23 protein-coding genes are annotated in these 23969 nt (G+C 57.2%); 20 read left to right on the top strand and 3 right to left on the bottom strand.

Annotated features, from left to right (window positions below; all coding sequences use genetic code 11):
* The first annotated feature begins 89 nt into the window (after positions 1–89).
* The gene (locus GOV87_RS12045) at positions 90–647 is read left to right on the top strand and encodes a TetR/AcrR family transcriptional regulator (protein ID WP_171123438.1); all 558 of its coding nucleotides are present in this window, start codon (positions 90–92) and stop codon (positions 645–647) included.
* A 233-nt stretch (positions 648–880) separates the two neighbouring features.
* Positions 881–1327 (top strand): hypothetical protein, encoded by a 447-nt coding sequence (locus GOV87_RS12040; protein ID WP_171211936.1) that lies wholly within the window; start codon positions 881–883, stop codon positions 1325–1327.
* A gap of 62 nt (positions 1328–1389) precedes the next feature.
* Here the strand turns inward: GOV87_RS12040 and GOV87_RS12035 are convergent, their stop codons facing one another.
* On the bottom strand, positions 1390–2142 hold the full coding sequence (locus tag GOV87_RS12035) for an outer membrane protein (RefSeq protein ID WP_254447366.1): 753 nt from the start codon (positions 2140–2142) through the stop codon (positions 1390–1392).
* A gap of 37 nt (positions 2143–2179) precedes the next feature.
* Positions 2180–3421 carry a DUF3179 domain-containing (seleno)protein gene (locus GOV87_RS12030; protein ID WP_171123434.1) on the bottom strand — a complete coding sequence of 414 codons (1242 nt, stop codon included), beginning with the start codon at positions 3419–3421 and terminating at the stop codon, positions 2180–2182.
* 1055 nt (positions 3422–4476) lie between these two features.
* Between GOV87_RS12030 and GOV87_RS20565 the strand changes: the two genes are divergently transcribed.
* The 3 genes from GOV87_RS20565 to GOV87_RS12020 all read left to right on the top strand — a co-directional run bounded on the left by GOV87_RS20565 (position 4477) and on the right by GOV87_RS12020 (position 6213).
* Complete coding sequence (locus GOV87_RS20565; RefSeq protein ID WP_256367694.1) at positions 4477–4602, top strand: hypothetical protein; 126 nt, start codon at positions 4477–4479, stop codon at positions 4600–4602.
* 497 nt (positions 4603–5099) lie between these two features.
* On the top strand, positions 5100–5300 hold the full coding sequence (locus tag GOV87_RS12025) for a hypothetical protein (protein WP_171211935.1): 201 nt from the start codon (positions 5100–5102) through the stop codon (positions 5298–5300).
* A gap of 256 nt (positions 5301–5556) precedes the next feature.
* Positions 5557–6213: a histidine phosphatase family protein gene (locus GOV87_RS12020; RefSeq protein WP_171211934.1), complete on the top strand. Its 657-nt coding sequence runs from the start codon at positions 5557–5559 to the stop codon at positions 6211–6213.
* Positions 6214–6240: 27 nt separating this feature from the next.
* Here GOV87_RS12020 and GOV87_RS12015 read toward each other — a convergent pair whose 3' ends face one another.
* On the bottom strand, positions 6241–7239 hold the full coding sequence (locus tag GOV87_RS12015; protein WP_171211933.1) for an NADPH:quinone oxidoreductase family protein: 999 nt from the start codon (positions 7237–7239) through the stop codon (positions 6241–6243).
* A 142-nt stretch (positions 7240–7381) separates the two neighbouring features.
* Between GOV87_RS12015 and GOV87_RS12010 the strand changes: the two genes are divergently transcribed.
* From GOV87_RS12010 to GOV87_RS11940, 15 genes are all read left to right on the top strand, one after another.
* The gene (locus GOV87_RS12010; protein WP_171211932.1) at positions 7382–8554 is read left to right on the top strand and encodes an acyl-CoA dehydrogenase family protein; all 1173 of its coding nucleotides are present in this window, start codon (positions 7382–7384) and stop codon (positions 8552–8554) included.
* A 45-nt stretch (positions 8555–8599) separates the two neighbouring features.
* Positions 8600–9715, top strand: a complete 1116-nt coding sequence (locus tag GOV87_RS12005) for an acyl-CoA dehydrogenase family protein (protein ID WP_171211931.1) — start codon at positions 8600–8602, stop codon at positions 9713–9715.
* An 82-nt stretch (positions 9716–9797) separates the two neighbouring features.
* Positions 9798–10994, top strand: a complete 1197-nt coding sequence (locus tag GOV87_RS12000; protein WP_171123418.1) for an acetyl-CoA C-acyltransferase — start codon at positions 9798–9800, stop codon at positions 10992–10994.
* Positions 10995–11999 carry a nitronate monooxygenase family protein gene (locus GOV87_RS11995; protein WP_171211930.1) on the top strand — a complete coding sequence of 335 codons (1005 nt, stop codon included), beginning with the start codon at positions 10995–10997 and terminating at the stop codon, positions 11997–11999.
* A 2-nt stretch (positions 12000–12001) separates the two neighbouring features.
* Positions 12002–12652, top strand: a complete 651-nt coding sequence (locus tag GOV87_RS11990; RefSeq protein WP_171211929.1) for a histidine phosphatase family protein — start codon at positions 12002–12004, stop codon at positions 12650–12652.
* Between the two features lie 9 nt (positions 12653–12661).
* Positions 12662–13699: a phosphotransferase family protein gene (locus tag GOV87_RS11985; RefSeq protein ID WP_171211928.1), complete on the top strand. Its 1038-nt coding sequence runs from the start codon at positions 12662–12664 to the stop codon at positions 13697–13699.
* Between the two features lie 10 nt (positions 13700–13709).
* Complete coding sequence (locus GOV87_RS11980) at positions 13710–14492, top strand: IclR family transcriptional regulator (protein WP_171126108.1); 783 nt, start codon at positions 13710–13712, stop codon at positions 14490–14492.
* Positions 14493–14785: 293 nt separating this feature from the next.
* Positions 14786–16027 carry a branched-chain amino acid ABC transporter substrate-binding protein gene (locus GOV87_RS11975; RefSeq protein ID WP_254428784.1) on the top strand — a complete coding sequence of 414 codons (1242 nt, stop codon included), beginning with the start codon at positions 14786–14788 and terminating at the stop codon, positions 16025–16027.
* Between the two features lie 88 nt (positions 16028–16115).
* Positions 16116–17072 (top strand): branched-chain amino acid ABC transporter permease, encoded by a 957-nt coding sequence (locus GOV87_RS11970; RefSeq protein WP_171211927.1) that lies wholly within the window; start codon positions 16116–16118, stop codon positions 17070–17072.
* On the top strand, positions 17069–18355 hold the full coding sequence (locus GOV87_RS11965; protein ID WP_171211926.1) for a branched-chain amino acid ABC transporter permease: 1287 nt from the start codon (positions 17069–17071) through the stop codon (positions 18353–18355). Before GOV87_RS11970 ends, GOV87_RS11965 begins: the two co-directional genes overlap by 4 nt.
* The gene (locus GOV87_RS11960; RefSeq protein ID WP_171211925.1) at positions 18352–19107 is read left to right on the top strand and encodes an ABC transporter ATP-binding protein; all 756 of its coding nucleotides are present in this window, start codon (positions 18352–18354) and stop codon (positions 19105–19107) included. Before GOV87_RS11965 ends, GOV87_RS11960 begins: the two co-directional genes overlap by 4 nt.
* On the top strand, positions 19104–19808 hold the full coding sequence (locus GOV87_RS11955; protein ID WP_217354435.1) for an ABC transporter ATP-binding protein: 705 nt from the start codon (positions 19104–19106) through the stop codon (positions 19806–19808). The genes GOV87_RS11960 and GOV87_RS11955 overlap by 4 nt, the downstream gene beginning before the upstream one ends.
* 123 nt (positions 19809–19931) lie before the next feature.
* On the top strand, positions 19932–20681 hold the full coding sequence (locus GOV87_RS11950) for an enoyl-CoA hydratase/isomerase family protein (protein WP_171211924.1): 750 nt from the start codon (positions 19932–19934) through the stop codon (positions 20679–20681).
* Entirely contained in the window at positions 20678–21898 is a 1221-nt protein-coding gene (locus GOV87_RS11945; protein ID WP_171211923.1) for a serine hydrolase, read from the top strand. The genes GOV87_RS11950 and GOV87_RS11945 overlap by 4 nt, the downstream gene beginning before the upstream one ends.
* Positions 21895–23874 carry an acetoacetate--CoA ligase gene (locus GOV87_RS11940; RefSeq protein ID WP_171211922.1) on the top strand — a complete coding sequence of 660 codons (1980 nt, stop codon included), beginning with the start codon at positions 21895–21897 and terminating at the stop codon, positions 23872–23874. Before GOV87_RS11945 ends, GOV87_RS11940 begins: the two co-directional genes overlap by 4 nt.
* Positions 23875–23969: the final 95 nt, after the last annotated feature.

Below are 23969 nucleotides of genomic sequence, written 5' to 3'. Positions count from 1 at the left end.
CGACAGGAAGAGGCAACCTGAAGATGAGCGGACTTGCACCTGCCTAAGGGTAGGTATCCGTCATGCACCGGGTTGATGAGAGGTAAGACATGGTAACGGCGCCAACGATTTCGGGTGTTGATCCCCGTGATGTGATGAACACGTTTGCGCAATATGGGTTCCGTAAGACATCCATGGAAGACATCGCGAAGGCGGTCAGGCTGTCCCGTCAGTCGATCTACAAGAAATTCGGCTCGAAGGAGTCCTGCTATACGTGGGCGCTGAGAACTTATACCGAAACCCTGTACCGGAATGTATTTGAGCTTTTGGAGAAAGGTGACGGCGCTCCGCTTCAAGTTTTGGAAGAAGTCCTGCTTCATGTCGTGAGCGACTCGTTGGAAATATCCAAAACGGACCATGGTGCAAAGCTGCTGGAAGATGCGTTGGAGATTGCGGCGGCGCAGCCGGAAAACTGGCCAGGGGCCTATGTTGCAAAACTGGGTGAATTTCTGTTGCGGCAAGGTCTGGCGTCCACTTCGGAACGCGCGCAAGACCTTTCCTATCTGGTCATAACCGCCGCGCGCGGCGCGTTGGTCATTTCCCAGTCGAAGGAAGACTTTGTATTGGAGATCCGCCGCTTGCTGCTGGTGATATTTGTCGAGGAATAACCCGGCTGGCCGTTGATTTATTAAACTTTTCCGGTGCTACCAAAGCCTGATCTTTTTTCCGACGCCTCCGACTGGCCATTTCCAAGCCGAAGGAAAATTTGAAACGCCGCACTAAGGTGACCACGCAGTCTTGGTCCTTCGGTGGCAAAGTCTCATTTCCGCCCAGATTTCGTCAGATCAACCACAAATTCCGGCTTCAGAAAGGTCTGGTCAGTTGGCTCAGGGGCTTTGCCGTGAAACGGATTGTCGAACATCTAAACCGGGAAAAGCGCAGACTTTATTCCATTGCCTTCCTCGCGTTCTCGGCGGGTTGTGTTCTGTACTCGCATGTCGATGCTACACGGTTGGGATTGCCGCTGCCGGTTCTGGCGGGGTTTATTTACATGGGGTTGATCGTCTGCGCGTCTGCGATCACGTCTTATTTCCTGCCTAAGCTGACCCGCGTAACGGACGCGGTGGCCGTGACCCGCCTTGGGTTCGCATTGTGGATCGCCAGCACCCAAAACTATGAACTTGCGGCCTCTCCCATGATAGGCGCGACAATCGTTGTCGGCGGGGCAGCGATCCTGCTGCAGGTTCGTTCGTGGGTTCAGGTGGCGCATCAGAATGTGCTTGAGACGATGTCACCTAATTTCGCTTTTGACGCCTCGCCGCAGCGTATCAAATTACCTGTGACCTGATACGCCCAGCAGCGGGAATTGCGGTCCCAGACGCATTTCCCGTTTGTGTGCAAAGCAACCGGCTAGAACCGATAGGTTGCCCCAAATAGCGGGCCGGATTGATCAAACTTGAAGTCGCCGCCGTTTATTTCGTGATCGAACGAGATATAGCGGTACCCCCCTCTCAGCAACCACCGGTCGTTGATTGCATAGTCTGCGGTCAGCAGAACTTGCCAGGTTTCGCTGTCGCTTGCGAAACCGCCATAGTCAAAAAAACCGGTTCCGGACCACCGTTCATTGAACCTCATGCGCGCTCGGACGCCGATGACAGGGTCGGTCCAACTTTCGTCGACATTTACCATTCGTCCCGGCGCGGCTCCCGGTAAAACGGTAAAATCTGTTTGGGTTCGGAACCACCGGAACCCTCCGGCCAAATCGACGGTCGAGGTGTCTGAGGTCAACACCCTGTACCCCAGGTAACCGCTCAGGAACTGCGTGGTCAGTGATGTTTCGACTCCGGAACTGGCCGGACCGGGCGTGTCGTTGCTGAACGAAAGGTCGGTATAGTTATAGTCGGCCAAAATCGACCAACGCCCGTTGGTTGCCGCAAATGTACCCATGAACGCCAGATCGAGGTTTTCCAGCGCGTCTGAAAAGGCCAGAGTTCCCTCTACTGTTCCATTGGGCGTTTCCTGGGACACTTCTGTTTCGGGCGTAAACAGGTAAATCGTGGCCTGATAAGACCAATCAGACTGTTGCGCGTAAACTGACGTGGGCAGCGTCGCGGCGAATGCCAGTTTCAGTGCGGTATCTCTAAGTCTTTTCGTAATAGCCATTGATCCCTCCCAAGATCGTTAAGCGTGAAATTGTATGTCAGGCGACCGCTTCGCTTTTGGTCTCCCCTTGTGAAACGCGATTGATGTCGGTTTCCGGAAAGAACTCGGACCAGACATGCCAGAACACGCCCGCGCGCAGCGTTTCGACACGTTTCAACCGGCCCTGATCCGACATCCCCCAAAAGTCACAGCGCGTCACAGGCTGGCCGCTGTCATTGTACCATACGCCAAGGCTTTCGTATTTGGGGTCCAGGCTTACGACTACATCGCGCCCGCCGACATTGGCGTTGACGATCCAATTGTTGTCGACCACGAAGTCATCCGTCCAACAAGCGGCGTCATTGCCAATAGTGATCCCCCAAACATAGGTTTTGTTGGGCAAGCGATTGTCGGTCCGATCCATGTTGTCCATGACAGGGGCGTCCTCTTGATGCTGACGCCCGATGCCCCAGCCGAACGTGATCTCAGTGATCATGTCCAGCAGACGCAAAGCCAGATTTGGCGAGGGTGGGTTCAGAAAGACTTCGCCCTCGGGAAAGGCTTTCTGAAAGCCGCGAAACGTCATCCGGTAGGTCGGCCAAGGCGTCATTTGCGCTTCGGGCCGCAGGGGGCAGGCAAGGCCATCGGCCTCTGGGTCCCGGTCGGCTTCGCGGAACCCATAGATGTGTTGGATTGGCTCACCGGTTTCATTGTCGCGCAGGATCAGGTTGTTGCCGTGCTGTGCCAGAACTTCCAGATCAAGACGCTTGCCCTCGATCCGGGGGGCATAGCCCTGTCCAAGATTTGCCATCGCGCAATAGGTCATCACGATGTCCTCTCCGCCCAACCCGTTCACATCGCCAGCCAGATGAGGCCTCATGATCTGTGCATCGGGATGCGCGCGGGCGTGTCCCTTGTTTTCAATTACGATAACGGGCGCTGACGGGCCGACGTATTTCCGGGCTTCTGAAATCGGGAAAAAGGCGGCATCGTTCAGTTGGTTTCTAAGTCCCAAGTGGACCCAGACATAGGGAAATCCATAAAGGAAGATCACAAGCAAAGCTGAAATTATCCATAGCCAGAACAGCCCGCTGCCAAAAATGAAATGCACCAGCGTAGCGACCACGAAGCTTCCCAGCCCAACGGCGATCAGGGTGTATTCATGCCGGATAAAGCGCACCATGTTTTCGCGCTTGACCTTCAGTAGCATCTGCGAAACGTCCCCAAGATCGCGAAAGTACAGAAATCCGATGCCAAGCGAGATGACCAAGCCAAAAGCGAAAATTAGATTTGCAGCCATTTGTGTTCCTTGATGTCTATAATGCTTGGGCCTTTGGCAGGGTTGCGGCAAAGGGGGTTCTGATTACTGCATGGACGAGCCTTGTTTGGCGAGAAATGCCTCGACCGCCCGCTGGGTTTCCGGTCAGATGTTTTCGATCCCTTCATAGGGAACACCAATCGCAGGTTGAGTGTCCGGGAATTTCTCTTTGCGGGCCATGTGCCGGCCCAGTATCCGAACGAACTCGGCCCCGCCCCACGCGCCTCGTCCACGGCAGCTTCATCCTGGGCCCATTTCTGGGCGTATTGCGCCTGGAGGACATTGAACTCTGCATCGTGCTGGATCGGCGCATCTTGTGCGAAGGTCTGCGAACAATTAAGGCTCGCCGACAACGCGACCAAGCAATGCAGTTTCATAGAAATCCTCCCAATTGTGCGTGCTAAAGTCCTGTTTTGTCGCTAAAGCGCTGATCACATAGAAACATTACTATGTAATTCTGACAAGCCTTGCGCCCTGCGAGGCACCAAGATTGCCGTTTCTATGGCCTTGGAACGTAATGAATCGACGACCTGATTAAGCCCACAGAAGATTCTCAAACTTTTGGCTCAAATTGGTCGCTTGGCGGGAATTTTCGCCCGCTAAAGTCTCTAATCAGTAAACAGTGCGCCGATGTGCTTTGTCACTGTTCTGAGTATTGATCGAAAAACCTCTCAAGTCGCTAAAAATGCGTCGATAATTTTCCAAGCGAGGCTGTGAATGATAATTGTATGGCACGTTGAGTAACGAGTTAAATTGTGTACGACTAAATTTATGGGAGCCGTTTCCACGAGTTAGGGAGATGGCTCCCTAAATTTTTGAATTAGCAGATTTTTGGGTGATAATTGTGGTGAAGGCCGTGGCCGTCTTCCCATCTTTACAGGCTCTGCACTGATAATACCCTTTCAAGGGTGATCTCGACCCATTATGTGCGGCGCCATTTTATACGCCAATACGGGACATGGTTTGGTCTTGTGTGCCCTTGTTCACAGAACATGTTCCGGGTCTGAGTTAACCTGAGGTAAGCTTAGGAGGCAGTCATGTCCCACCCGACCAAAAACGAACCCTTTGTTGACCCCTCGAATTCAAACGGAATCGTGTATCCCATCCTTCGAATTCTGCGTCTGTGTTCCAAGATGCAGCGTCAGGTGAACCAATATCACTGAACCAATAAGACGCTGAGTGTGCGGAAGGTCCGGCACACTTGTGCGGCTTACCGCTGGTATCGGCTGGTGCCCAAGCGAGCCACCAGTAGAAACACAAAACAAGCGCCGAAAAAAATGAACAGCGCAGGTTTGTCGGCGCTACGGCCAAGGTCTACAAAAATCTTGGCCGCCAAAGCCATGAGAACCGGGGAAAGAGGAAGGAGATACTGCGTGCTGCTTCCAAAGCCGCCGTCCCAAGACCGGAACCAGACGTTAAGGGACTAAAGCAAGGCTACGACCCAGATAAGGGTCCACACTTGTCTGTTCTTCTTTCGCTAGCTCACGAAGGGTACGATCGCTGTCACCGTTCTGGGTATTTCAACAATGGGCGATCCTGCGGATTAATATCCCCGGATTTGGTGGCAAAGTCCCCGGCAATAGCTGAATTATCACAGCGTTAATATTGGGTTAAATTAGAGGGGAATAGGTTGTCCAAAGTAGTTAGTAACGAGTTGAACATGGTTAAATATATCTCAAAGGAGCTGTTCCCAGCAGCGGGGAAGTCCAAGACAGCGGATTCGGGTCTGCGCGGGAATGGCTCCTCAAGGTTCATTAGGGATGCGATGGAGTTGATAGCTCCTATTTCCGTATGCGCGTTGCTGTTGGCCTATTTCCTGCACAACGCATCCGCCGAAAGCTACGCCGCGCTTCTGATGTAAGCGAGGCAGGCTCACCCCAACATAGGGTGAGAGGCTCCGAATGGACCGAGCCCTTCAAAAGACATCTTAACATCATGCGCGCGCCCTTGTTTTTGTCATTCAGCGCAGTTCCCAGCCCTTCAACACTATCAACTACCGCTTAGCGATAGGCGACCTTCTGGGTTCGCGACCTATTTATAGTCAATTGGCATCAGGACGTTGCGCTTGGCGCGGGGGTGGTGTTGTGTCGTGTGGAATGCTGAAAAGGACGCGCGCCATGACCAAAGAGTTTCGCCAGCATGTTTTTGTTCCGCCTGCAGGTGCAGCGGATATTTTGCTGGTCCGACACGGTGAATCCGAGCCGGCGATACCGGGCAAACCCTTCCCGCTGAAAGACGGGCATGGCGATCCGGCCTTGCATCCGAATGGCGAAAGTCAGGCCGAGGCCGTTGCAGCGCGGCTGAAGTCGGTTCCTTTTTCTGCCGTCTACGTCACTACATTGCGACGCACCCGCCAAACAGCGGCACCGCTGCTGGAGCATCTGGCCTTGGAGCCGATCGAAGAACGCGATCTGCGCGAAGTTTTTCTGGGCGACTGGGATGGCGGAGAGTACCGCATTCGCGCGGCCGAGCGGCATCCGGCTTTTCAATGCGCTGAGGCCAGCCATGAATGGGGTGAGATTCCGGGGGCGGAAACCACAGCTCAGTTCACCGGGCGTGTTCGCGCCGGGTTGTTGCGGATCGCAGCGGCGCATCCCGATCAGCGCGTGGCCGCGTTTGTCCATGGCGGGGTGATCGCCGCCGCCATGTCGATTGCCACAGGCGTGCCTGCCATGACTTTTCTGGGCGCGGCCAATGGCTCTTTCACCCGGTTGGTGATCCATGGCGATAAGATGGTGGTGCGCGGGTACAATGACATGGCGCATCTGGAATAGCGCCCGCAGGAAAGGCTGCGCCGTGCTTTAGCTCATTGTCAGAACAACTTTCCCCATCGCTTTTCTATCATCCATCAGCTTGAGGGCCTCGGCAGCCTGTTCCAGGGGAAAGCTGGCTGAGATCTGGGGTTTGATCTTGCTCTCCGTGTACAGTGTGAACAGGTCCTTCATATTCGCGGCATGTGCCGCAGGATCGCGCATCACTGACGCACCCCAGAACACACCAACAATCTGGCAGCTTTTCAACAGCGCAAGATTGGCCGGTATCTTTGGAATGCCCGCAGGGAAGCCAACAACCAGAAACCGCCCGTCCCAGGCCATGGCGCGGATGACCGGCTCGGCATATCCGCCGCCGACTGCGTCATAGGCCACGTTAACCCCATTCGGCCCGGCCAGCGCCTTGACCTGCGCCGACAGTTCTTTTTGTGCGTCGCGGCTGTCCATTTTACGTGCATAGATGAGCGTTTCATCTGCGCCAATCCGGCGGCAGAAATCGGCCTTTTCCTCGGACGAGACGGCCGCAATTACGCGCGCACCCATGGCCTTGCCCAGCTCGATCGCCGCAGCCCCTACGCCACCGGCAGCGCCAAGGATCAACAGGGTATCCCCATTAGCCAGATAGCCGCGGTCCTTCAGCGCGTGATAGGACGTGCCGTAGGTGAAAACAAAGCAGGCTGCATCTTCATAGGGCATGGCATCGGGGATTTTCGCCGCGCGCCACGCGTCAATCGCGACATGGGTGGCAAATCCGCCATATGAGGTCAGCGCGAGTATCCGATCGCCCACCGCCAGATCGCTTACGCCTTCACCCAAGGCAACAACTTCGCCCGCGATTTCGCCGCCGGGGGCAAACGGGCGGGGTGGCTTAATCTGATAAAGATCCCGAATCATCAAAGTGTCAGGGAAATTCAGCCCTGCCGCGTGGACACGTATCACAACCTGTCCCTTGCCTGGCGTCGGGTCCGGCAGTTCAGTCAGTTCCAGTGTTTCGGGGCCGCCCGTGGCGGTGCTTAGCATGGCTTTCATGGGGTCCTCCTCGCGACGCCTGAGCGCTCTTGGCAAGCATCATCGGGCGTAGAGAGGGGTTGTCAACACGAAATTGAAATGCAATTCTGCACAGCGGAACGGCGTCGCAGAGCTTGGGTTCTGTGAGGCGTGGGAGGACGCGATGCACAATATTACCGAGCCGAATCTTTTCCGGGCTGCTTTGCGTGCGTGGCTAGAGGAAAACTGCCCGGCCGAGATGCGCGATCGTAGTTCAAGCGAAGCAACAATCTGTTGGGGCGGCAAGCGCTGGGAGTTTGAATCGCAGGCGCAGAAAGACTGGCTAGAGCGGTGTGCGGCACAGGGGCTGACAGTTCCCACATGGCCGCGCGCCTATGGCGGGGCCGGTCTGGATCGGGCGCGGGAAAAGGTGTTCCACGAAGAAATGCGCCGTATCAGGGCGCGTTCCCCGCTTGAAAGCTTTGGTATCTGGATGCTGGGGCCTGCGCTGCTGCAATTTGGAACCGAAGAGCAGAAATTGCACTATCTGCCGCCAATCGCGCGCGGCGAAATACGCTGGTGTCAGGGTTATTCAGAACCCGGCGCGGGGTCTGACCTGGCGTCCTTGCAGACCAAGTGCGAGGACAAGGGGGATCACTGGCTGGTCAATGGCCAGAAAGTCTGGACGTCATATGCAGACAAGGCGGATTGGATTTTCGTGTTGGTGCGCACCGACCGCGACGCGCCCAAGCACAAGGGGATTTCCTTCATTCTGGTCGATATGGAAACGCCCGGCATTTCGACCAGCCCCATTCGCCTGATCTCGGGAGAGTCGCCTTTTTGCGAGACCTTCTTTGATGATGTCAAAGTGCCCAAGGAACAGGTGGTGCATGAGGTCAACAAAGGGTGGGACGTGGCGAAATACCTGCTGACCCATGAACGCGAGATGATCTCGGGCGGGGCCGGTGGGTTGATGGGGTCGGGCCGGTCTCTTGGTGCGGTGCTGACCGACGAAAGTGACGGCGCCCTCGGCGCCAGTCTGCGCGCCGAGGCTATGCAGACCGAGATTGATGCGTTGGCCATTGGGCTGACGCTGGAACGCTACAAGGATCAGGCCGAAGCAGGTCACGGCGCAGGTGATGCCTCGGCGATGTTGAAATACATGGGCACTGAGCTGAACAAGCGCGTGTTTGAGGTGTTGATGGACTCGGGCGGGTCGGACGCACTGGAGTGGGATGGGTCTATGGGCACACGCCCGTCCGATTGGCTGCGCACCAAGGCGAATTCCATCGAAGGTGGCACGTCCGAGGTGATGCTGGGCATTGTAGCCAAGCGAGTCTTGGGATTGCCGTCGTGACTTTGGGCGCAAGCGGTTGCTGATCATGGGCAGAAAGGGTCACGCATGACCAAATTGGTGAAAACCGAAGAAGAGTTGATGCTGGCTGATGCTGCGCGCGGTTTTTTGGATCAGGCCGCCCCGGTTGGTAAGCTGCGCGCCATGCGGGATGCGGGCGAAGCGCATGATCCTGCGCTTTGGGCTGAGATGGCGCAGATGGGTTGGGCCGGTATTCTGGTTCCCGAGGCGCAAGGCGGGTCGGATATGGGCCATGCCGCCGCCGGGGTTCTGGCCGGTGAAATGGGCAAAACACTTGCTGTGACGCCATTTATCTCGACAGCGGTAATGGCGGCAACTGCGTTGCGGCGGGTGGCGGATGATAGGGCTTATGCCGCGCTGCAGGCGATCGCGGCGGGTGAACGAACCTATGCGCTGGCCATCGACGAAGGCCGTAAACACGCACCGGATAAGACGACATTGGCCGCCACCAAGGACGGCAACGGTTTCCGTCTGAACGGCGACAAGAGCTTTGTGGTGGACGGCGGCTTTGCCGACCGATTGCTTGTTCTGGCCCAAGCGGACGAAGGTTTGACCCTGTTTGATATACCCGCCGACCGTGACGGCGTTGAACGGTTAGTTTCGGATATGATCGACGCGCGCTCGTCGGCGCGGATTAGGTTTGTGGATGTCGAGGCCACGGGCGAGGATGTTCTGGGCACGGTTGGCGATGCCATGGAAATCTTGCGGCCGACGCTGGAGGCTGGTCAGGCCGCCTTGGCGGCCGAGGCCGCAGGTTTGGCCGCCGGGGCCTTTGGTATGACGGTTGAATATCTGAAAGAGCGTAAGCAATTCGGCGTTCCAATCGGCGCGTTTCAGGCCCTGCAACACCGCGCGGCGCATCTTTGGTGCGAGACCGAAGTGACCAGTTCCGCCATTCTGCACGCCGGGCGGATGCTGGATGAAAATCCCAAGGACGCCACCCTTGCCGTGTCGCTGGCCAAGGCCCGAGCGACCAAGACCGCAAAGCTGGCGGTGATGGAGGGGGTCCAGATGCATGGCGGCATCGGCATGACCGATGCGTTTGACATGGGGTTCTACATGAAACGGGCGCGGGTCTCGGCGGAATGGCTTGGGGATTATAGTTATCACGCCGAAATCGTGGCCGGATTGCGGGGGTTCTAATCGCACCGGGGCCCGTTCGCCCCTTTGGTTAAATGTGAAGTTTTCGAAACAGACAGCATAATCCGTCGAAAGGACAAACGAAATGCGCGACGCAGTGATCGTCTCAACAGCACGTACCCCGATTGGCAAAGCCTATCGCGGCGCTTTCAATGCTACCACCCCGCAAGCTCTGATGAGCCATGCCATTGAACACGCGGTGCAACGCTCTGGCGTTGATCCGGCCGAGATCGAGGACTGCGTCGTGGGTGCCGCCCTGCAACAGGGCTATCAGGCGGGCAACATTGGCCGCCAAGCCGCTATCAGGGCCGGTTTGCCGGTAACAGTGGGCGGTATGACGCTAGACCGTCAGTGCGCCTCGGGGATGATGGCGATTGCTACGGCAGCCAAGCAAGTGGTGCACGATGGCATGGATGTAGTGATCGGCGGCGGCGTTGAGAGTATTTCGACGGTGCAGACGCCTGAGATGCGCGTGGGGCGCGACCCGTGGATCGTTGAACACAAGCCTGAGCTTTACATGACCATGCTTGAAACCGCCGAAACCGTTGGCGAACGCTATGGTCTGAGCCGTGAATATCAGGATGAATACGCCGCGCAGTCTCAGGCTCGCACCCATGCCGCGCAGCAGGCAGGCAGGTTTGACGCCGAGATCGTTCCGATGACTACGGTGATGAAAATGCAGAACCGCGAAACCGGCGAGATATCAGAACATGAGGTGACGCTGGACAAGGATGAGGGCAATCGCCCCTCGACCACGGTCGAGTCTCTGGCCGGTCTGCAGCCGGTGTTCAAGGATGGCATCCACATCAAGGAAGGCAAGTGCATCACGGCGGGCAATGCCTCGCAGTTGTCGGATGGGGCATCGGCCTCGGTGATCATGGAGGCCAAGGTTGCAGAACAAAAAGGACTGGAACCTCTGGGCCGCTACGTCGGTGTGATGGCTGCTGGGTGTGAGCCGGATGAGATGGGCATCGGTCCCGTCTTTGCCGTACCCAAGCTGCTAAAGGCGCATGGCTTGACCATGGACGACATCGACCTGTGGGAATTCAACGAGGCCTTCGCAGTGCAGGTTTTGTATTCCCGCGACCGTCTGGGCATTCCCAACGAGATTATGAATGTCGATGGCGGCGCGATTTCTGTCGGCCACCCGTATGGCATGTCCGGCGCGCGTATGGTGGGTCATGCCCTGATCGAAGGCAAGCGGCGCGGCGCCAAATATGTGGTCTGCACCATGTGCATCGGTGGTGGCATGGGCGGCGCTGGCCTGTTCGAGGTTCTATAAATGACCGCTTGGAACCGCGACGATTCACATCTGCCGAAGGTTCTGCGGGGTCTGCGCATTCCGATGATCGGCTCACCGCTGTTCATCATCTCGAACCCTGACCTGGTGATTGAGCAATGTAAGGCAGGCATCATCGGCTCTTTCCCAGCGCTCAACGCGCGAGAGGCCGAAGGCGAGCCGCCCCTGCTGGACGCCTGGTTGACCCGCATCAAAGAAGAGTTGGACAGGCATAATCAGGAAAACCCCGACAACCCGGCCGCGCCTTATGCGGTGAACCAGATTGTGCACCGGTCAAACGGACGGTTGCAGCGGGACATCGACATCTGCGTGAAGCACGAGGTCCCGGTCTGGATCACCTCTTTGGGCGCACGGGTCGAAGTGAACGAGGCCGCGCATTCCTATGGTGGCGTCGTGTTTCACGACATCATCAACAACAAGTTCGCAAAAAAAGCGATCGAAAAAGGGGCCGATGGTCTGGTGGCCGTAGCCGCCGGAGCAGGGGGGCACGCCGGATCGCTGTCGCCTTTCGCCCTGATCCGTGAAATTCGCGAATGGTTCGATGGACCGCTGGCGCTGTCTGGGGCGATTGCCTCGGGCAACTCGCTGCTGGGAGCTTTGGCGATGGGGGCTGATTTCGGCTATGTTGGGTCACCCTTTATTGCCACGGATGAGGCCAATGCCGATCCCGGCTACAAACAGATGATCGTGGACAGCGCTGGGGATGACATCGTCTATTCTTCGCTGTTCACCGGCGTCTGGGGCAATTACCTGCGTGGGTCGATTGTGAATGCAGGAATGGATCCTGAAAACCTGCCCACAGCGGACCCGACCTCGATGAATTTTTCGACTGACCGCGAAAAGCCCAAAGCGTGGAAAACGATCTGGGGTTCTGGCCAAGGCATTGGCGCGGTCAAAAGCATCGAGCCTGCCCGGGCGCTGGTTGACCGAATTGCAGATGAGTATCTGGCTGCTGGCGCCAGTCTTGCGCGGCAGTTTCCGGGCTGAATATGGCAGAGCTTCTTCTTGTCCGCCACGCACAGGCCTCGTTCGGGGCGGACAATTACGACAAACTCTCGGATCTGGGGCACCGGCAGTCTGCTCAATTGGGCGACTGGTTGCAGGGCACGGGTTGGGTTCCGGACCGTCTGATCACTGGTACATTGGCGCGCCATGCCGAAACGCTGGCTTCGATGGGGTTTAGTGCGACGCCCGAACGACATGCGGGTTTGAACGAGTATGATTTCAAGGACCTGCTAAACGCACGTTTCGGCGGCGACGTTCCCCAGAGGGTACAGGGGGATCGCAAAACCCATTTCCGTGCGCTAAGGGAAACCATCCTGCACTGGCAGGAAGGTGGCTTGCCCGACGCGTCGGAAAGCTGGGCCGAGTTTTCGGCGCGCGTCGCCGCTGCCTTGCGTTTTGTCACACAAACCGAGGCCCGGCGGGTTCTTGTGGTTTCGTCCGGTGGACCCATTGGCCAGATCACGTCGTCTGTATTGAATGCGCCCAATCCGCAAATGATGGAATTGAACCTGCAACTTCGCAACACCTCTCAGTCTCGGTTCCTGTTCTCATCGCGGGGTGTCGGGTTGACCGAATTTAACGCAATCCCTCACCTGCACCCTGTAGCGCAGGCCGAGATGATCACTCATAGCTGAGGAATTACGATGTCCCAATCGACCCAGACCCTAGATGCAAAGGCCGTGGCTGACTATCTGTCTGACAGGATTGAAGGCTTCGAGGGACCGGTCGAGTTCACGAAGTTTGAGGTCGGTCAATCCAATCCAACCTTCTTGCTAAGCACGCCTTCGCATAAATATGTCCTGCGTCGCAAGCCGCCGGGCCAGTTGTTGAAATCGGCTCATGCGGTTGACCGAGAATACCGGGTGCAAAAGGCGTTGGCCGAGACGGACGTGCCCGTGTCAAAGATGCATCTTCTTTGCGAAGATGAAAGCGTCATCGGCTCGATGTTCTATGTAATGGACTTCATGGACGGGCGGCACTTCAACTTTCCCGAATTGCCCGATGTACCCCGGCACGAGCGGGGCGGTATTCAGAAGGCGATGAACAAAACACTGGCAGACTTGCACAGCGTCGATATCGGCAAGGTGGGCCTGTCGGATTACGGGCCGCCGGGGAATTATTTTGAACGTCAGATCGGCCGCTGGTCAAAGCAGTACCGCGCTTCGGAAACCGAGACCATCGCGGCGATGAACCGGCTGATGGCGCGTCTGGTGGATGAGGCCCCCGAGGATGACGGACAACGGACGCTGGTGCATGGCGATTACCGCATCGACAATATGCTTTTCCGCAAGAGCAGCCCGGATGTGCTGGCTGTTTTGGATTGGGAATTATCCACCATTGGCCATCCCTATGCAGATTTGGCCGCCGTGATCATGCAATGGCAGATGCCGCCGGGTGGTATGGGCCGCGGGCTGGCAGGCGTGGACCGCGCCGCCGAAGGTTTGATGACCGACGAAGAATTTGTCGCCGCCTATTGCACCTACCGGGGGTTGGATGGAATTGACCATTTCGGCTACTGTCTGGCTTTTTGCTTCTTTCGTATGGCCGCAATTATTCAGGGCGTTTATAAACGAGCTTTGGACGGCAATGCATCCAACCCCGAGCGTGCGCGACAGTCGGGGCAGTTCGTTCCGATCTTTGCCGAACATGGGCTGCGTGCGCTGGATAGTGGTTGGAATTAAGGGGTAAACGATGGTCGAGGGCACCAGTGAGGAACTGAAAGACCGTAATTTCATCACCGCTTTGGCGCGGGGGCTGGATGTTCTACGGTGCTTTCGCGAAGGAGATACCGCACTTAGCAACACCGATCTGTCCAAACGAACCGGACTGCCGAAGGCAACCGTTTCGCGCCTGACCCACACATTGTGCAAGCTGGATTATCTTGAGGTCGACAATCGCACTGGCACCTATCGACTAAGCGCGGGCGTTATGCTTTTGGGGTTTGGCGTATTGGCAAGTCTGGACATTGCCGAACGCGCACGGCGCGAAATGCTGAAGTTGCGCAATGGTCCCAACTCGTATGTTGTTGTGGCTTTGGGCGAACGGCATGGAATGAATGCAGTTTATCTGGCGACCGAAACCTCGCGTGAACAGGTTTCCTTGGTGGCCCGTGTTGGGACGGGTCTGCCTTTGTTCCGCTCGGCCATGGGGCGGGCGATATTGACTGCGATGGACGAAGATGAACGCGCCCAGGCATTTGAGATCGCGCGCACGCAGGACAGCGATACCGAAGAGTTTCGACAAAGCAGCTTCAACACAGCACAGGAAGAGATGGACCGGCTGGGTTTTTGTACCGGCTATGGAGATTGGCGACCGGACGTAAACGGAATCTCGGTTGCCTTCAGATCGGTCATCGACAACCGGGTGTTCGGTCTGAACGTAGGAGGCCCGTCTTTTCACCTTACCCCCAAAGAGCTGGAAACGGTCTATGGCCCGATGCTGGTTGAAGCCGGGAAAAATCTAAGCCTGGCGTAGGGGCCGAAGTTGTCCGGAGCCTGAGTTTCGATTGGACCGGCTCTGCGGCAAGTCTTGGAAATTTCTTTAGCCGGTTTGTTCGTTTTTTTAGCTATTGAACAAAAATTTTGCACCGGTGATCAGAACGCTGCTCAAGATTTGGGTGGCGCCTTTGGGTCTCTTAACTAATTGATTGTAGGCTATAAAAATAAAAGGAACTGTTGACTCTTTTCGGGGGTGTGTCACTGTGAGCCTGTGTTTTCCGGCACTGCGGAGGAGGCGTGTGTCGGACAATAACAGGGAGGAACAATGATATGAAAAATACAACAATGCGCGGCCTGAGTGCAGCGCTGGCAGTGGCGATTAGTGCAACTGCCGTATATGCCGAGAATATCAAGATTGCCTTTATCGACCCACTGTCTGGCCCTTTTGCGGCAACGGGCAATCAGGGTCTTGCGACGTTTAAGTTTGCCGCCGATGAACTGGTCAACAAAGAAGGCGGTGTTCTGGACGGTCAGAACTTTGAAATCGTCGCATTCGACAACAAGATCAGCCCCAAGGAATCGCTCATTCAGTTGCAGGTGGCGATCGACCAGGGCATCCGTTTCATTGCGCAGGGCAACAGTTCGGGCGTGGCCAACGCTCTGACCGACGCTATCGACAAGCACAACCGTCGCAATCCCGACAATCAGGTAATCTTTCTGAATTACGCGGCCGTTGATCCGGCCCTGACCAACGACAAATGCAATTTTTGGCATTTCCGCTTTGATGCGAATGCAGACATCAAGATGGATGCACTGACCGATGTGATCGCGGCAGATGATGGCGTCGAAAAAGTGTATATCATCGGGCAGGATTACTCTTTTGGTAAGGCTGTGGCCGCCGCTGCGGTGAAATTCCTTGGCGAAAAGCGCCCCGATGTCGAGATCGTCGGGAACGAGTTGCATCCGATCGGCAAGGTCAAGGATTTCACCCCCTATGCCCGTAAGATCATGGCGTCAGAGGCAGATCTTGTGATCACCGGCAACTGGGGCGCAGACATGCTGAACCTCGGAAAGTCGGTGCTTGAGAACGGTTTTGAGGGCCCGATCTATACCTATTACGGCGCGGCTGACGGCATTACCGCTGCGTTCGGGGAATCCGGCGTCGGATCGCTGCGGGTGGTTGGCGAAGGCCAGATCAACCCACCGGTCTCGGACCGTGCTGCCGCGTTTGTGACGGGCTTCAAGGAAGCCTATCCCGACACCGACCCGGCACAGCCGCGGATTGCCAACGTGGTTGAGATGCTGGCCAAAGCCATCAACGAGGCGGGCACCGCGACAGATATGGCTCAGGTTGCCTATGCTCTGGAAGGTATGGAGCATGACAGCATCTGGGGCACCAAGCTGAAAATGCGCGAGATTGACCATCAGATCATTCAGGACGTGCACATTCAGGCCCATACTGACGACGTGCAGTTCGACTATGACAACTCGGGCTTCGGGTTGAAGGCTGAGGACACGGTCACAATGGCGGCTGCCGATGCGGCAACCACCTGCAAGATGAAGCGCCCCTAACGCCTATGAGCGCTTGCAGCCTGCCGCGTGCGATGCGGCAGGCTGGTCTTGTCTGATGTTGTCAAATTCTTCGTGAAAGGGGACAGGCATGGAATTGATTGCCGTCAACCTGATCGACGGGCTGGTGACAGGGTTGCTTCTGTTCATGCTGTCCGCGGGTCTTACACTCATCTTTTCCATGATGGGTGTTCTGAACTTTGCCCATGCCAGTTTCTATATGCTGGGGGCGTATTTTGCTTTTCAAATCAGTGTCTTTCTGGGGTTCTGGATGGGGCTACTGATCGCGCCGGTCGTTGTCGGTGTTCTGGGCGCGCTGGTCGAGCGTTATGGTTTGCGCCGAGTCCACCAATACGGTCATGTGCCCGAGCTAATCTTCACCTTCGGTCTGGCTTTGCTGATAGAAGAGCTGGTGCAGTTCATCTGGGGCAAAAGCGCGATGCCCTATGAAATTCCCGAGATTTTGCAATTCACCGCCTTTTCGATCGCGGGCAATGCTATCCCGGCCTACAAGATTTTCATGATCTTCACCTCGGTCACGATCTTCCTCGTGCTGCTCTACATATTGACCAGAACGCGGGTAGGACTGATCATTCAGGCGGCCCTGAGTTACCCCAAGACTGTTGAGGCGCTGGGACACAACGTGCCGCTTGTCTTCATGGGTGTGTTCGGCGTCGGCACGGCTTTGGCCGGTGTCGCCGGTGTGATCGCGGGGCCGGTCCTATCAACCTTTCCGGGCATGGCTTTCGTGCTGGGCTCGATCGTGTTTGTCACCATCGTTATCGGCGGATTGGGCAGCCTTGGTGGTGCGCTTGTCGCGTCGCTGATCATCGGCTGGCTGACCACGTTCTCCAAGGCATATAACGTGCGTATGGAAGACATCCTGAACGGCATCGGATTTACCACGCCCGACCCGATCTGGGACAGCGCATGGCGCGATCTCTGGACGCTGACCTCGCCGCAGATCGCGGACATTCTGCCTTATATCCTGATGGTCCTGATCCTTGTGTTCCGGCCCTATGGTCTATTCGGAAAGCGGCAGGCATGACACAGACATCTCAAATCTCTGCCAGCAGACAGGCACCGGGCCTTTCGCTGGGCGTCGTCATGCCGTGGCTTCTGTCGGCTACCGCGCTGGTGCTGTTGCCGATGGTGTTCACAGCCAATTCTGCCATTACCGTCATGAACCAGATGGCTATCACCATCATCTTTGCGCTGGCTTACAACATGTTGCTGGGGCAGGGCGGTATGCTGAGTTTCGGCCATGCGGTTTATATGGGTGTAGGCGGGTTTGCCTGTATGCACTTCATGAACATGTCCGACTTTTTCGCCGCGCTGCCGCTGCCGGTTTTGCCGATCTTTGGCGGGCTTGTCGGGATGGGGCTGGCTATTGTCGTAGGCAGTTTCTCAACCCGCAGTTCGGGCACGGTTTTTGCCATGATCTCGCTTGGCGTGGGTGAGTTGATTGCCGCTTGCTCCATCATCATCGTCGTGTTTTTTGGCGGCGAAGAAGGGATCAGCGGTGACCGGACCTATGGCCTGCCTTTCTTTGGCATCGAGTTCCTGCGCCAGATCGAGGTTTACTATCTGACGGCCTTTTGGCTTATGTTGTCGGCGCTGCTGATGTTTCTATTCTCGCGCACGCCCATTGGCCGGATTGCCAATGCGGTGCGTGACAACCCCGAACGGGCCGAGTTTCTGGGCTATTCCCAGCGTTGGGTGCGGTTTCACAGCTTTGTCGCCTCGGGGTTCTTTGCCGGGGTTGCAGGGGCGCTGTTTGCGATCAACTACGAAATCCTGACGGAAGAGAACCTGAACCTTGCCACCTCGGGTGAGATCCTTCTTGTGACGTTTCTGGGCGGTGTTGGTTTCTTTTTCGGTCCGATCATCGGGGCCATCGTGTTTACGCTGCTGCGCACGGTGCTGGGGCTGGAAACCGAGCTTTGGGCCCTGTATGTCGGCCTGCTGTTTCTGGTCACCGTGATGTATTTCCCCGGCGGTTTGGCCGGGCTGTTGATGATGCATACGCCGGCGGTCAAAATGAAACGGCTGAGGTCGCTCGTCGTGCCCTATGCCAAGGTGCTGGTCCCCGGAGCGTTTGCAATTATCGGAGCGGCCTGCCTGATCGAGATGGTGTTCCACCTGCGCCATGCCCCGCCGGGGGATCATCAGATGACCTTGTTCTGGATCAGCTTTGACAGCCACACGATCCTGCCCTGGACGCTTTCAGCCGCTCTGCTGATCGGCGGCGGTTGGCTGGCTAAACGGTTCGCGCCTGAGATGGCCAATAGCTATCACGTGGCAACCAGTCTGGATGGAGGTGGCGCATGACGTCTGCTCTTGAAATCACCAATCTGAGGAAAAGCTTTGGTCAGACCGAGATCATCCGGGGCGTTGACCTAAGCGTGCGCAAAGGCGAACGCCATGCGGTGATCGGGCCGAACGGGGCTGGAAAATCCACCTTGTACAACCTGATCACCGGGCGCTTTGCCCAGACTGCGGGCACTGTGCAATTGCATGGGCAGGATCTGCGGGGCAAGGCTCCGTTCCAGATCAACCGCCTTGGGCTCAGCCGGTCGTTCCAGATCACCAACATCTTTCCCAATATGTCGGTGTTCGAGAATATCCGCTGCGCATTGCTTTGGACGCGCGGGTACAAGTATTCTTTCTGGACGCTTGTGTCGCGCAAACAGGATCTGACCGACGCGACCGATGAAATCCTTGCACAGATCAACCTGACCACCCGCCGGGATTTGCCAGCAGGGGTTCTGTCTTATGCCGAGCAGCGCGCGCTTGAGATTGGGATCACCATCGCGGGCGGGGCGGATGTCATCATGCTGGACGAACCCACCGCAGGCATGAGCCATTCGGAAACCGACTATATCGTCGAACTGATCCGTCAGGTGACCGAAAACAAGACGCTGATGATGGTGGAACATGACATGGGTGTGGTCTTTGGTCTGGCCGACCGTATCTCGGTTCTGGTTTACGGTGAGATCATCGCCACCGGCACCCCCGAAGAGGTGCGCGGCAATCCCCGAGTTCAAGAAGCCTATCTGGGCACCGCGATGGAGGATCACTGATGCTCGAAGTCAGGGATATGCACGCCTACTATGGCAAAAGCCACATCCTTCAGGGTGTGAATCTGAACATCGCCGAGGGTGAGATCGTGGCCCTGCTGGGGCGCAACGGGGTCGGGCGGTCCACGACCTGCAAGGCGGTGATGGGCGATGTCGAACCACATGGTTCTGTCCGGTTCAAAGGGCAGGAGATCGCCGGTAAAAAAGCCTACGAGATCGCCAATCTGGGCATCGGTTATGTGCCTGAAAACCGGGATATCTTTCCCGGTCTTACCACGCGGCAAAACCTGATCCTTGGGCTGAAACCTGGCCAGAAAGACGGCGAAGGCCGCTGGTCGATGCAGAATATGTTCGACATGTTCGAAAACCTCGATAACCGCGCCGACGTTGAGGCCAGCGTTTTGTCCGGCGGAGAGCAGCAGATGCTAACCATGTGCCGGACCCTGATGGGCGATCCCGATCTGGTGATGATCGACGAACCGACCGAGGGGCTGTCGCCGCAGATGGTCAAACGCGTGGCCGAACTGTTGCAGGAAATCGCCGGGCGCGGCATCTCGACCCTGTTGGTGGAACAGAAGCTGGACATCGCTTTGGACATTGCCAACCGGGTCTATGTTATGGGTCATGGCCACGTGGTGTTCGAAGGGACGCCGCAAGAGTTGAAACAGCGCGACGATATCCGCAAGGAATGGCTGGAGGTCTGAGCGCGCCACGTCGCAAGGCAGCAAAAGGGGGCGTTTGTAGCCCTCTTTTTGTGCGTTGGTTACGGGGCGGAGGTCCTATGCCGGTTGGATGATCGGGATGATGATCCCGTTGAAGGGGGGAAGATGACCGAATTTTTGCAAAGTCGCGATTTGGGTGACGGCGTGATGGCGTTGACGTTGGCGCGGGGGCCGGTGAACGCTCTGGACCCTGATTTTCTGTACGGCTTTGTCGACGCGCTAAACAATTTTTCAGCGCGCGACGATGTGCGCGGGGTGGTTCTGGAAAGCGCCTGCAAGGTTTTTTCCGCCGGTCTGGACCTAAAGGACGCCATGGATTTGGATCGCGAGGCGCAAAACGGTCTGGTGGATGCGTTGAATCATGCATTCCTCACCCAGTTCTGTTTTCCGAAACCGCTTGTTGCGGCCGTGAACGGGGCGGCCATCGCCGGTGGGTTTTTCTTTGTACTTGCAGCAGATTGGCGTGTGGCTGGTCCGAAGGCCAGTTTCGGTCTGGCCGAAATCCGCGTGGGCGTTGACCTGCCCATTGGCCCGCTTGAGATCGCGCGCGCAACGCTTGAACCCAACACGCTGCGGCGGTTCCTTCTGACCGGCCAGCCGATCCGCGCAGAAGATGCTGCGGCGCAAGGTGTGGTGGATGAGTTGGTCGAGGTTGAAACCCTGTTGGATGCCGCGCAAAGCAAAGCGCAAAAGCTGGCCAGCTTGCCCGCCCTGACTTATGGCCGGGTCAAGCGGCAGCTTCGCGCCCCGGCAATTGAAGTGATCGAGGCTGAAATGAAACGGTTGGCGGGTGACACGGACCGGTCTTGGTTCAACGAAGAAACCCGCGACGCTATGCAAAGGATGCTGGCATGAGCGAAGGGTTCGACTTGGCGCGGCTGGAGCGTATCCGGCCCTGGATGCAAAGCTATGTTGAGGCGCGCAAATACCCCGGGGCCTCGGTCCTGGTCAAGCGTAACGGGACCGAGGTGTTCTATGCCGATAGCGGTCTGCGCAACATCGAAGAGGACCTGCCCTTCACCCGCGATACCATTGCGCGCATCTATTCCATGACCAAACCGGTGACGTCTGTGGCGCTGATGACACTGGTGGAACGGGGCTTGATCCATTTGGGCGCGCCAGTGTCCGAGTTCATTCCGGGTTTTGCCCGGATGCAGGCGCTGATCCCGGGTGCCACTCGCTTGGATCAGACGGAACCGGCTGCTACGCCGACCTTGCAGCAACTGCTGACGCACACCAGTGGTCTCAGCTATTCCTTCAACCCCGGTCTGGTGGCCGAGGCGATGGCGGATCAAAGGCTGGATTTCACCCCCAAACGCGGCACTTTGGCCGAGGTGGCTGATAAGGTCGCGGCACTACCACTGGCGTTTCAGCCCGGCACCCGCTGGATGTATTCGGTCGGCATCGACATTGCAGGTCGGGTGGTCGAAGTTGTTTCGGGCAAGACACTGGACCAGTTCTTTGATGAAGAGATTTTCCAGCCACTTGGCATGCCGGAAACCGCATTCAATGTGCCTGTGGATGCGGGTGACCGGTTTGCCAATCTCTATACGCCGCTCGATGATCCGATGGCGCTGAATGCGGCTAAAGACGGAGGGGATACTTTGCGTTTGGCCGATGATCGCAAGACCTCGCCCTATCACACCACCAAGCAACGCTCGGGCGGCGGCGGGCTGGTTGGCACCATCGACGACTATATGAAATTTACCGAGATGCTGCGGCGTGGCGGCGACGCAGGCGATCATCGTATTCTGTCGCCCAAGACGCTGGCCTTCATGATGTCGAACCATCTGAAGGGCGATATTGCCGAGATGGGCATCCCCAGTTTTGCCGAACAGCCAATGGTCGGCACCGGTTTCGGCATCGGCGGATCGGTGACGCTGAACCCCGGTCGGGTGGGTGTGCCCGGCAGTGTCGGGGATTTTGCCTGGGGTGGCATGGCCTCGACCGCGTTCTGGGTCGACCCGGTGCATCAGATGAGCGTTGTGTTCTTCACCCAACTTTCGCCCAGTTCATCCTATCCATCGCGAGCGCAATTGCGCGCCCTGATCCACGGAGCTTTGATCGCATGACTGGGCAAAACACTGGCCGTCCGATCCTTTGGCAACCAACGCTGGAACAGGCGCAGGCTACCCCCATGGCCGGGTTCATTCGCTGGCTTGGGGCCGAACGGGGTTTGGAATTTGCCGATTACCCCGCGCTCTGGGATTGGAGTGTCACGGATCTTGAAGGATTCTGGTCTGCCGTTTGGGAATTCTTCGATCTACGCGCCAGTGTGGAACCCACGATTTTCCTGGCCGAACGGAAGATGCCCGGCGCGGTCTGGTGCCCCGGCACGATGCTGAATTACAGCGATCAGGTATTGCGGTGGGCAGAGGTCCAGCCTGACGCGACTGCGCTGATCATTGAATCTGAGACCTTTGGGGTGGCGTCACTGACATGGGCCGAGCTGCGTGATCGCGTGGCGAATCTGGCCGCGAACCTGCGACAGATGGGGGTGGGGCAGGGTGATCGCGTGGTCGCCGTCCTTCCCAACACCGAAACGGCGCTTATTGCCTGCCTTGCAGCGGCCAGTCTGGGCGCGATCTGGTCGCTTTGCGCGCCCGACATGGGGCGTGTTGCCATTCTGGACAGGTTCCGACAGATCGAACCCAAGGTGTTGATCGTGCAGGACGGCTATACCCATGCGGGGAAAGAAATTGACCGTCGGTCCCTGCTGCAAGAAATCCGCTCTGGGTTGCCTTCGGTGCAGCACACACTTTGGGTGCCCGTCGCAGGCGAGGTTCCCGATGATGCGCACGCTTTCGGCCCGCTGACACGGGGCGATGCGACGTACCAAAGCACGCCCGTCCCCTTCGATCATCCGCTGTGGATCGTCTATTCCTCGGGCACGACGGGGAATCCTAAACCCATCGTGCATGGACATGGCGGCGTGTTGCTTGAAAGCGCAAAACGCAGCCTGCACCAGAACCTGACGCAAACCGACAGCTATGCGTGGATGACGTCATCTGGCTGGATCATGTGGAACACACAGCTATCGGCGCTGGGCCAAGGGGCGACAGCCGCGTTGTTCGATGCTGCGCCCAATCATCCGGACATGATGGCCTTTTGGCGTTTTGCCGCCCGGAACCGGCTGACGTTTCTGGGGGCGGGGGCCGCGTTTTATGAGGCTTGCCTCAAGGCAGGCATACGTCCTGCCGATCTGGACCTGTCCGCGCTCAAGGGTCTGGGATCGACCGGATCACCGCTGAGTGCGGATGGCTATGACTGGATTTACGGCAACGTGAAGTCCGATCTGTGGCTGGCCCCGATCTCGGGCGGGACCGATATCGCCAGCGCTTTTGTCGGCGGCAACCCGATGCTGCCCGTGCGCGCAGGTGAAATGCAGTGCCGAATGCTGGGCAATGCCGTGCGCGCCTTCGACGAGGCCGGAAATGAGGTGTTCGACACTGTTGGTGAACTGGTATGCACTGAACCGCTACCTTCAATGCCCCTGTATTTCTGGGGGGATGAGGATGGATCGCGCCTGCATGACAGTTATTTCGACACTTATCCCGGCATCTGGCGGCATGGCGACTGGATCGAAATCACGCCCGAGGGCGCCTCGGTAATCTATGGCCGTTCGGACGCCACCATTAACCGCAAGGGGCTGCGGCTGGGCTCGTCCGAGATTTATCAGGCCGTTGAGGGGTTGGCGGAAGTGATGGATTCACTGGTGGTTGATCTTGAGTTTCTGGGCCGCGACAGTTTCATGCCGCTTTTCGTGGTGCTGGCCAAAGGTCTGACGTTGGACGACTCTATGAAGGACAAGATCAATGGTGCAATCCGCAGCGCCATTTCCGCGCGCTTTGTCCCCAACGAAATCATTCAAATCACCGAGGTGCCGCGTACCTTGTCGGGCAAGAAGTTGGAAGTTCCGGTGAAAAAGCTGCTTTTGGGTGGTGATCCTGCCCATGTGGTCAATCGGGATTCCATGTCGAACCCCGGCAGTTTCGACTTCTTTGTCGACTACACCAAATTGCGCGAGGAGGATCTGGTGCGGGGGTGATTTTGCGCACATAGGTTTTGCCTAGCGGCCAGCCCCTGCGACTTAACGCCAAAAGGACCTTTACCGTTCTGAAATGAAGAACGGGAATATTACGC

This window comes from Ruegeria sp. HKCCA5426 (assembly GCF_013034585.1).
Lineage (GTDB): Bacteria > Pseudomonadota > Alphaproteobacteria > Rhodobacterales > Rhodobacteraceae > Ruegeria.
Note: the sequence above shows the minus strand (reverse complement) of the source record. Positions and strands in the feature narration are given on the sequence as shown.